Origin of the sequence: Kitasatospora sp. NPDC086801 (assembly GCF_044745805.1) — a bacterium.
GTDB lineage: Bacteria > Actinomycetota > Actinomycetes > Streptomycetales > Streptomycetaceae > Kitasatospora.
Genome location: NZ_JBIVAX010000080.1, coordinates 1 through 9361, shown reverse-complemented (window position 1 = coordinate 9361; position 9361 = coordinate 1). Strand labels below are relative to the sequence as shown.

General features: G+C 70.2%; 11 protein-coding genes, 1 tRNA gene and 1 pseudogene. 6 read left to right on the top strand and 7 right to left on the bottom strand.

Annotated elements, in window-relative coordinates; all coding sequences use genetic code 11:
• The first annotated feature begins 184 nt into the window (after positions 1–184).
• The 5 genes from moaC (at position 185) to ACIPLC_RS37765 (ending at position 3252) form a co-directional block, all read left to right on the top strand.
• Positions 185–685, top strand: coding sequence for a cyclic pyranopterin monophosphate synthase MoaC (gene moaC, locus ACIPLC_RS37785; protein WP_400477592.1), 501 nt, complete (start codon positions 185–187; stop codon positions 683–685).
• A 43-nt stretch (positions 686–728) separates the two neighbouring features.
• Positions 729–1232 (top strand): molybdenum cofactor biosynthesis protein B, encoded by a 504-nt coding sequence (locus ACIPLC_RS37780; protein WP_400477591.1) that lies wholly within the window; start codon positions 729–731, stop codon positions 1230–1232.
• Entirely contained in the window at positions 1229–1855 is a 627-nt protein-coding gene (locus tag ACIPLC_RS37775; protein ID WP_400477597.1) for a GNAT family N-acetyltransferase, read from the top strand. Before ACIPLC_RS37780 ends, ACIPLC_RS37775 begins: the two co-directional genes overlap by 4 nt.
• A 149-nt stretch (positions 1856–2004) precedes the next feature.
• Complete coding sequence (glpR, locus tag ACIPLC_RS37770) at positions 2005–3096, top strand: gephyrin-like molybdotransferase receptor GlpR (RefSeq protein ID WP_400477590.1); 1092 nt, start codon at positions 2005–2007, stop codon at positions 3094–3096.
• A gap of 82 nt (positions 3097–3178) precedes the next feature.
• Positions 3179–3252: transfer RNA gene (locus ACIPLC_RS37765), tRNA-Ala, on the top strand.
• Positions 3253–3695: 443 nt separating this feature from the next.
• Here the strand turns inward: ACIPLC_RS37765 and ACIPLC_RS37760 are convergent.
• From ACIPLC_RS37760 to istB, 6 genes and pseudogenes are all read right to left on the bottom strand, one after another.
• Positions 3696–4319 carry an IS4 family transposase gene (locus ACIPLC_RS37760; RefSeq protein WP_400477596.1) on the bottom strand — a complete coding sequence of 208 codons (624 nt, stop codon included), beginning with the start codon at positions 4317–4319 and terminating at the stop codon, positions 3696–3698.
• A 205-nt stretch (positions 4320–4524) separates the two neighbouring features.
• Complete coding sequence (locus tag ACIPLC_RS37755) at positions 4525–4755, bottom strand: transposase (protein WP_400477595.1); 231 nt, start codon at positions 4753–4755, stop codon at positions 4525–4527.
• 65 nt (positions 4756–4820) lie between these two features.
• Positions 4821–6110, bottom strand: a pseudogene (locus ACIPLC_RS37750) (transposase); the annotation flags it as partial.
• 189 nt (positions 6111–6299) lie between these two features.
• Complete coding sequence (locus ACIPLC_RS37745) at positions 6300–7112, bottom strand: IS3 family transposase (RefSeq protein WP_400477589.1); 813 nt, start codon at positions 7110–7112, stop codon at positions 6300–6302.
• Positions 7109–7417 (bottom strand): transposase, encoded by a 309-nt coding sequence (locus ACIPLC_RS37740; protein ID WP_400477588.1) that lies wholly within the window; start codon positions 7415–7417, stop codon positions 7109–7111. The genes ACIPLC_RS37745 and ACIPLC_RS37740 overlap by 4 nt, the downstream gene beginning before the upstream one ends.
• A gap of 169 nt (positions 7418–7586) precedes the next feature.
• A complete protein-coding gene (gene istB, locus ACIPLC_RS37735) occupies positions 7587–8312 on the bottom strand; it encodes an IS21-like element helper ATPase IstB (RefSeq protein ID WP_400477594.1) in 726 nt (241 codons plus the stop codon).
• Between the two features lie 107 nt (positions 8313–8419).
• Between istB and ACIPLC_RS37730 the strand changes: the two genes are divergently transcribed.
• Complete coding sequence (locus tag ACIPLC_RS37730; RefSeq protein ID WP_400477593.1) at positions 8420–8701, top strand: hypothetical protein; 282 nt, start codon at positions 8420–8422, stop codon at positions 8699–8701.
• 5 nt (positions 8702–8706) lie between these two features.
• Here ACIPLC_RS37730 and ACIPLC_RS37725 read toward each other — a convergent pair whose 3' ends face one another.
• A complete protein-coding gene (locus ACIPLC_RS37725; RefSeq protein WP_400477587.1) occupies positions 8707–9267 on the bottom strand; it encodes a hypothetical protein in 561 nt (186 codons plus the stop codon).
• Positions 9268–9361 lie beyond the last annotated feature (94 nt).

Below are 9361 nucleotides of genomic sequence, written 5' to 3'. Positions count from 1 at the left end.
CTTATCCAACTCCCCAGGTGTCACACACCATCAACGCGGCACAGCCCCGCAGGACACGCCACCAGCGCGTACACCTGACCAAGCACTACTAGGGCGTGTCTCGCGGACCAGGCCCCTCCCACGGGGCGGGGCGGGGGAGCTGTACGGTAGCGCGGTATTCGATCTGCGCGCCCCTGGAGCACCCGTGACGACACCTCCCCCCGGCGACCGCCTCACCCACGTCGACGACCAGGGCGCGGCCCGGATGGTCGACGTCTCCGAGAAGGCCACCACCGCGCGCACCGCCGTCGCGGCCGGCCGGGTCCGGGTCTCCCCGAAGGTGGTCGAGCTGCTGCGCGGCGAGGGCGTGCCCAAGGGCGACGCCCTCGCCGTGGCCCGGATCGCCGGGATCATGGGCGCCAAGAAGACCCCCGACCTGGTCCCGCTCTGCCACCCCATCGCCGTCTCCGGCGTCAAGGTCGACCTCACGGTCGTGGACGACGCCGTCGAGATCACGGCCACCGTGAAGACCGCCGACCGCACCGGCGTCGAGATGGAGGCGCTGACCGCCGTCGCGGTGGCCGGCCTCACCGTCATCGACATGGTCAAGGCGGTGGACAAGGGTGCCACCATCGAGTCCGTCCGGGTGCTCAGCAAGACCGGCGGCAAGAGCGGCGACTGGTTCGCGCCGGAGGCGGGCGCATGAGCGGGCGGAGCGGGTTCGCCGTCCGGCGAAGCGGGGCGGGCGCATGAGGGCCCTCGCCGTGACGGTCTCCAACCGGGCCTCGGCCGGCGTTTACGCGGACAAGGGCGGCCCGCTGCTGGTGGCCGGCCTGACCGCGATGGGCTTCACCGCCGACGGCCCCCGGGTCGTCCCGGACGGCGAGCCGGTGGAGGCCGTCCTGCGCGAGGCCGTCGCGGCCGGCTACGACGTCGTGCTCACCACCGGCGGCACCGGCATCTCGCCGATGGACCTCACCCCGGAGATGACCGCCAGGGTGATCGACCGGCAGGTCCCCGGCATCGCCGAGTCCATCCGCGCGTACGGCCGGGAGAAGGTCCCGACCTCGGCGCTCTCCCGCGGGCTGGCCGGGCTCGCCGGACGTACCCTGATCGTCAACCTGCCGGGTTCGACCGGCGGCGTCAAGGACGGCCTGGCCGTCCTCGAACCGCTGCTCGCCCACGCCGTCGACCAACTCGGCGGCGGGGACCACCCCCGGCCGGACGCACCAGCTTCCGGGAGAGCGCACTGAACGCCGGCTGGCCGGTAGAACTCCACGAGGGGGAGGTCGCGCTGCGCCCGATCCGGGCCCGCGACCAGCGCGAGTGGCAGGAGGTCAGCCTCCGCAACCGGGACTGGCTGCGTCGCTGGGAGGCGACCGTCCCGCCAGGTCCGGCCGGGAAGGCCGCCGGGCCGCGCCCGACGTTCCGGCAGATGGTCCGCTTCCTGCGCGGCGAGGCCTCGGCCGGGCGGATGCTGCCCTTCGTCGTGCTCCACAAGGGCCAGCTGGTCGGCCAGCTGACCGTCGGCGGCATCACCTGGGGCTCGATGTGCTCGGCGAACGTCGGGTACTGGATCGACGAGGCGGTGGCCGGCCGGGGCATCATGCCGACGGCCGTGGCGCTTTCCGTCAACCACTGTTTCCGCACCCTCGGACTGCACCGGATCGAGGTCTGCATCCGCCCGGAGAACGCCCCGAGCCGCCGGGTGGTGGAAAAGCTCGGCTTCCGCTCGGAGGGAATCCGCCCGCGCTATCTCCACATCGACGGCGCCTGGCAGGACCACCTGGTGTACGCGCTGACCGCCGAGGAGGTGCCGGAGGGGATGCTGGAACGCTGGCGGGCGCTCAGTTCCGGTCGCGAGCCGAGTAATTGAATATATGTTCGAATCAAATATCGGTATGGCATCGCCGCGGCGGCGGACCGGCACAAATACCGGCAAAATAGTCGGAGAATCAGCTTGATCACACGACACGCCGAGCCAAATTGCTGCCAGGCCTTCCCGGCGCCCGTACGGTGTGAATCGTGAGCAGTAGCGGCCTTATCTACGCCGTCATCGTAGGGGCCTGGGCCGCCTATCTGGTGCCGATGTGGCTCCGCAGGCAGGACGAACTCAACGAGGCGCGCCCGACGGAACGCTTCAGCACCGCCATCCGCCTGCTGGCCGGGCGTTCGGGGCTGGAGCGGCGGGCAGCCCGGGCCCTGGGCGACGAACCGCGTGACGACGAGCACAGCAGCGACGGCCCTCCCGGACGGGACGGGGCCGCCTCCGGCGACCCCGCGGCGGGCTCTGCGCCCTCCGCGGAGCCCGAGCCCTCGCCCTCCGTCCAACCCCCGCCCGCGCCGGTGCCCGCGCCCGCGCTCTCGCCCGAGCGGGGTGCCCGGGGAGAGCGTCCGGGCTCCGCGCCGGACGGCGGGGCGCAGCGCCGGGCGCGGCTGCTGGCCCGCCGGCGCCGGATGGTCACCGTCCTCTTCCTGGCCTTCGCGCTCGGCGCCGTGGTCGCGGCGGTGGCCGGACTGGCCTTCCTCTGGGTCCCGGCCGTCCCGGCGATCCTCCTCACCCTGTACATCGGCCACCTGCGCAAGCTGGAGCGCCAGCGCTACGAGGTGAAGCTCGACCGAGCCCGGGCCGCCCAGGCGGCCGAGCGGCTGCGCAAGCGCGAGCAGCAGCGCGCCGCGGCCCGGAGCGTCCCGGCCGAGGCCGTTGACACCCAGGCGCACACCCAGGCCCATGCCCAGCTCCACGCCCCGGCCCCGGTCGCCGAGGGGCGGGCCGGACGCCGCCCGCACCTGCGGCTGGCCGCCGACCCCGGCGAGGCCACCGTCTCCGCGCCGTCCGCCTCGGCGGTGGCCGAGGCGACCGAGCACGAGGAGTGGGTCGACGGCATGCGCGAGCGCGGCGCGGCCGGTCCGGACTCCTGGGAGCCGGTGCCCGTCCCGCTGCCGACGTACGTCACGGCGCCGGTCGCCCCCCGGGTCTCCCGCGGGCTCGACCTGACGGCCCCCGGCACCTGGACCGCGGGCCGTCCCGCCGAGTCCGCCCGCAACACCCCGCTGTTCGACCAGTACGCCGAACCCCTGGCCCCGGAGGCCCGCCCCCGCGCGGCCAACGAGTGACCTCCCCGGCCTCCGGACCAGCACCGTGTCCCCGGGGGTGGTCACGGGCCCCCTCCGGAAGGTGCTAGAGTTTCTTCTCGTTGGGGCTGTGGCGCAGTCCGGTAGCGCACCTCGTTCGCATCGAGGGGGTCAGGGGTTCGAATCCCCTCAGCTCCACCCAACGGGCCGTTCACGACTTCGGTCGTGAACGGTTCATGAAATCCCGTCCAGGGGGCAACTCTGGGCGGGATTTCGTGCTTTGCGGGTCTGGTCGAGTCTGGCTGCGATCTGTGGGGTGGATCATATTGCCCCGCGGGATGGCTGAGCGGAGCTGACGGTGCAGGTGCGGGCATGGCGAAACGGTCGTGGGACCGGAGGGTGTGTGGTCCCACGAGCCGGCGTCGCGTGCTCTGTGGCGGGTCTGGCGGCTGGAGAGCTAGACGCAATGCCGGTGACTTATGACTTAGGCCGTGCCCGGTCCGGCGATCGTGACGATTGTCGGAGCGGGTGGCGGCCAGTTGCGGTGTTGGGAGCGTTTGAGGGGCCAGTTGGACATCTTGCGTTTGATGACGCGGGGGCAGGATCGCCGGTGCCGTGGTGGCAGGAGCCGTTCGGTGATCTCAGCCAGGGTGCGGGTCAGCGCGCTGGCGAGTGTGCCGGGGGGAAAGCGCCGCCTGGGCGGGGACTTGGCGGCGTACGACGCGCAGGCTGCGGGTGAAGGACAGGCGGTCGGGGTCCAGGCCCTCGCTGAGGGCGGCCTGGTGCATCAGCTGCCGGATGGCGTGGTGGACCAGGAGGAGTCCGTACACCTCCTGTTCGACGCCCCACGGGTACTTCGAGCGCAGGACGAGTTTGGGGCCGCGCTGGTGGGTCTTGATCTCGTCCAGCGTGGTCTCGATCTCCCACCGCTGGACGTAGAGCGCGGCCAGCTCGGCTGCCGGTGCCGCTTCGGGGTCGAGGACGGTGGTGACCAGCCGGTAGACGCTCTGGTCGCCGGTCGTGGTCAGGGTGTACTCGACGACCCGCACGGTCACCGGGTTGCGGCGGCTCTTTCGGTCCGGTTCGGCGTGGACAGTGCTGAGGTAGGAGCCGTCGGAAAGGACCCGCAGCACGGGCAGGGCGGCGTTGGTGCGGACCCGCCACAGCAGGTCCGCGCCGTTCGCCCGTGCGGCCTGCCACAGCTCGAAGCCGTAGAAGCCCCGGTCGGCCAGCAGCAGCATCCCCTCCCGCAGAAGGGGGAACAGCCGCCGGGATGAGCTTCCCCCGGTGTGTGGGAGGTGCTGATTAGCTGGTCAGTGCGGGTGTGGGTGGTTCGACGGCCACTGGTTCGGCCGTCGCCTGGTCGGCGTAGTACTTCGCCTCGTACTCGTCGGGGCTGAGCCAGCCGAGGCGCTTCTGGATGCGGCGGGTGTTGTACCAGCCGTCGATGACCCTGTTGCCCAATTTGCTCTATGCGGCAAGGACGAGGGTTGCGAGGTGTGATGTCCGGGTGCGAGCGAGTGGCTTTTCGTTCCACCAGGCGTCGAGTCGGATGAGGTTGATGGCTGTGGCCGTGAAGACGTGTGCGAGGCGCGTCTTCGACAGGCCGATGTAGCGCGTTCGGCGCGCGCCGGTGGCCGCGATGGCTTGGTGGATCGTGCCTTCGACGCCCGAGCGGGCTGCGTAGCTGGCCTTCCACACTCGTCGGTGGCCTGCTCGGCCCGGACGCGTTCGAGGACGGCGTCCTGTTCCTGTGGGCGGACGGTGAGTTGGCGCCCGTAGCGGGTGGAGCTGGTGCACTGGTCGCGTAGTGGGCACGGCGCGCAGGTTTCGGTGGCGAAGCGGATCCGGATCGCCGGCCGCTGGTTGTTGTCCTGGCCTTCGGTCCAGTACCGGCTGGTGGCTCCGTTGGGGCAAGTAGCCATCCTGGCAGCCCAGTTGATGGTGAAGGATGTCTTTCCGAAGCCGATGCCCTGGGCCGTCTGACGGGTGGTGTTCGGTCTGACCGGGCCGATGACGCGCACACCGTAGTCGGCGGGCGCGGTCAAGAGGAGCTCGGCAGAGATGTAGCCGGCGTCCATCGGATGCTCGGAAGGCAGCGGGTCCTTGTCGTCGAGGCGGTCGTGGATCTCGTCGACGACCACCGGATCGCCGACGGTGGCGTCCGTGGTGACCACGTGGGTGATCATGTGCGGGCGGCCGGATTCGGGGGCGTCGCAGGTCTCGCTGAAGTGGACCTTGTAGCCGTCCCAGGCCGATCCGCGCTTGACCGCGTTGCGGGAATCCGGTTCGTAGGGCGAGGTGATCCGCATTCTGCTGGGCGGGAGATCGTCCTTCCCCCGCCATGCCACCTCCCGCACTCCGTCGATCACCGTGCGCTTGAACTGCTGCAGCCGCACCATCCGCAAGGTGGTGACGGCAGGGATCTCCCGCAGCCAGCCCGGAGCCGAAGGAGACGCCACGGCCTCGACCACGAGGTATCCGTCGGCTGCGATGCGCTGGGTGAGCTGGACTCGTTTATCCTCCTCGCTCGGCAGGCGATGGGAGTCGACCCTGGCTCCATAACGCTCCTGCCATGAGGGGTCCATCCACGAGGCGAGCCACCCAGGTGCCGAGACGGCAATCGCCTCCAGTGCCGCTCGTAGTGTCTCGCCCACGAATTCGAGGCGGTTCAAGTTCCTCACCGCCGCGAGGACATGGGTGGAGTCGGTGCGCTGTCGGCCTCCGGAAGCGACCAGTTTCAGCTCCATCAGCCGTTCCAGCAGGAGATCGAGCACCTTCTCCTCCAGGCCGTGGGCCGCGAGCCGGTCCCGGAACCCGGTCAGCACGGTGAAGTCGAAGCCGGGATCGGCGAGTTCGAGGCCCAGCAGGTACTTCCAGTCGATCCTGGCCCGCACCGCGTGCGCGGCCTGGCGGTCGGTCAGGTTCTCGGTGAACTGCAACACGGAAACCAACGCCAACTGCCCGGGCGAGACCCCCGGCCGACCGCGGACACCGAACGTGGATCTGAAGACCTCGTCATCGAACAACGGGCCGAGCGAGTCCCGGACCCGCATCGCCAGGCACCCCTTGGGAAACGCCGCGCAGGCGACCACCCGTGTTGCCTCCGGAACGTCCCGACCCGAACTCGCTGCCATCGACACCCGCTGCCCCGTCCTTCAACCGGACGACGACCATCCAGAAGCAGGCCGCCGGCCCAAAGGCTCCTCCCAGCAGACCCCACGCGTTCGCAAGATCGCGCCGATTCACCCAATTGGGCAACAGGGTCTCTCGATGAACGCGAATACCTCCGCGCGGGCGCTGGCGCGGTCCGGCCAGATTCGGGTGCCGATCTCCTCCTTCAGGACGGCGAAGAAGCTCTCGGCGGCTGCGTTATCGTAACAGGAGCCTACTCTTCCCATCGACTGCCTCATCTTCAACTTGCTTAGCTCGGTGCGGAATTCATTCGACGTGTACTCGCTGCCGCGGTCCGAGTGGAAGATGCAGCCGCGCTCCAGGCCGCCTCGGCCGGCCGCCATCCGGAGCGCGGCCACCGGTAGCTCGGCGCGGTGGTGGTCGGCCATCGCGTAGCCGACTACCTCGCGGGTGGCCAGGTCGATCGCGGTGGCCAGGTAGAGCCAGCCCTCCTCGGTCGGCAGACAGGTCATGTCGCCGACCAACCTCACCCCGGGGCGAGGCGCGGTGAAGTCGCGCCCGATCAGGTCCGGGACGAACACCGGTCTGCGGGCCTGACGGGTCAGACCACGGCGCCGGCGGCGGGTGACGCCCGCGATCCCGCGCTCGCGCATGATCCGTTCCACCTTCTTCCGGTTGACGACATGCCCTTGGCGGCGCAGTTGCGCATGCACGCGCGGGACGCGGTAGGCGCCCCTGGACGCGAGGTGGATGACGGTGATCTCGGCGGCGAGCAGGTCCTCGGCCCGCTGGCGGGCGCGGCGGTCCTGCCCGCCCGCCCGCCAGGCGTAGAAGGACGAGCGGGCGATCCCCAACACCCGGCAGATCCGCTTGACGCCCCAGGCGCCGTGGTGGTCCTCAACGAAACGGAAAAAGCGGATCACCGTGTCGTCTCGGTCGCGAAATAGGCGGCCGCCTTGCGCAGGATTTCGATCGTTTTCTGCTGCTCGACGGTCTGTCGCCGCAGGCGGGTGAGCTCCTCGCGCTCCGCGCTGGTCAGCTCGCCCGGCCGGCCTTCGCCCCGGTCGGCGCGGTCCTGTTTGACCCGCCCGCGCAGCCCCTCCGGGCTGACCCCGAGCTCCCGGGCGATCTCGGTGACGTTCCGGTGCGGAGAGGACCGAACGAGCGCGACCGCGTCCCGCTTGAACTCCGCTGTGTACCGCTTACTCATGTTGCTCTTGGTTCCCACCTGGCACTGCTTCCTCCGGGCTCACATGTCCCAGTCTCCAGGTGTCCAACCGCAGGGTGAAACTTCTGTCAACGGCCATTGAGATGCCCAGGTGGGCGGTCTGCGGGTGTCCAGGCTGGTGGCCATCAGAAATCCATGCCTGTGGCCAGCGGTGTTCCTGGGGTGGGGGTCAGGTCAAGGGGACCACTCCCTTGCCGGCGAGGGCCTCGGCGAGGCGGTGTGAGTCGCCGGAGGTGGTCACCAGATGAGCGTGGTGCATGAGGCGGTCGGTGCTGGCCCCGGCGAGCGTCTTGGGCATGATCGTGTCGAACCCTGAGGGGTGGATGTTGCTGGTCACCGCGATCGAGCGGCGTTCGTAGGCCGCGTCGATGATCCGGTAGAACGCCTCGGCGGCATCCTCGCCGACCGGTAGTAGGCCAATATCGTCAATGACGATGAGGTCGGCCCGGCAGATCCGGGCGACGGTGCGTGCGGTCGAGCCGTCGACCTTCGACTTGCCGATCGCGGCGGCGAGGGTCTCCAGGGTGAACCAGGACACCCGAAGGTCCTTCTCGATCGCGGCCTGGGCCAAGCCTTCGGTGAAGTGCGACTTCCCGGTCCCGGACGGGCCGGCGATCACGAGGTTCTCCGCGCGGCCGATCCACTCCAGGGTGACGAGGGAGTTCTGGGTGGGTTCGGGGATGGTGGAGTCCTCGGCCCGCCAGGACGCGAGGGTCTTGCCGGTGGGGAAGTTCGCCGAGTGCCGGCGAAGGCGCCGGGTTGCCGCGTCGCGGCCGGTGACCTCCTCGGAGATCAGCAGCCGCAAGACCTCGGCGGGGTCCCATCGCTGAGCGCGGGCGGTCGCCAGGACGTCGGGTGCGGCCTTGCGCATGTAGGGCAGGCGCATCCGGCGCATCAGCTTGTCGAGCTCCTCGGGCAGGGCCGGGGCCTGGGGAAACGTCACGGTCGGTAATTCCCTTCATGGGTCGTGGTGGGCGTCGGTAGGCTCGGCGGGTGATCAATATGGCGGTGCGTGGTGACAGCGGGAACGTCGTGGCCCGCGCCAAAGCCGGTGTGGACTGGATGGCCGGCTTCGCGGATCTGGACATGGCGCAGTTCCCGATGCTGTGGGCCCTGACGCCGTATGGGGATGCGGTCTTCAACCAGCGGCAGGTGCCGCTGCTGCTGGCGGAACTCGACCGGCTTCCCGCCCACTTGGACGGCGACTGGGTTGGGCAGGCCCGCGAGCTGTGCCGGGTCGTCGAGCGCGGGCAGCATCTGTATCTGTGGTTCGTCGGCGACTGACCTGGTCAGTCGGTCCTCGGCTCCCCGGCAGCCGTCTGCTGTCGGCCCAGGGCCTGCCAGGCGATGGTGCCGTTCTGAACGGAGTGGGCCTCGTCCGCGCGGACGACCTGTCCGACGGGTTTGTTGGCCGCGATGTGTTCCAGGATGGAGACCAAGTCGTCCTCGGCGAAGCGTCCGGCTGCGGCCGCGAGCCCGAGGGCCTGGTCGACCCGGTCGCTGCCCAGGACGGCGGCGAGCTCGACGGCGTGGGCCATCTTCGCGCGGATCCGGGAGGCCCCGGCGGGTCCGGCTTCCTTCAGCCAGCGCCCGGCGCCGGGGCCGATGCCGACGAACGCGATCTCCGCCTCCGAACGCGGCCGCAGCCTGGGCTGGTGGACCGAGCGGCCGTCGGGGTGGTCGGGGTAGTGGGCGTCGATGATCTGCGGGACGCCGGGCGTGGACAGCTGGTGACGCCAGATCTCGGACAGGTCACCGGACTTGGTGCGGGCGGTGATCGACAGTTCCTCGCCGACGACCCGGCACCAGACCCTGGCGCCGGTGTAGCCGGGCGGGGTCGAGTAGCGCACTGAGGTGACCCCTGTGATGTGGACACTCTGATGGCGGATCTTGATGGTCCGGGAAGATGGTTCATATGGCAGGGCGGAAGTACACCCCGGAGTT

Coding starts and splice junctions, on each gene's coding strand:
- ACIPLC_RS37780 (WP_400477591.1), top strand. CDS start 729: ATGAGGGCCCTCGCCGTGACGGTCTCCAACCGGGCCTCGGCCGGCGTT.
- istB (WP_400477594.1), bottom strand. CDS start 8,312: ATGCGCCGGATGCGCCTGCCCTACATGCGCAAGGCCGCACCCGACGTC.
- ACIPLC_RS37730 (WP_400477593.1), top strand. CDS start 8,420: ATGGCGGTGCGTGGTGACAGCGGGAACGTCGTGGCCCGCGCCAAAGCC.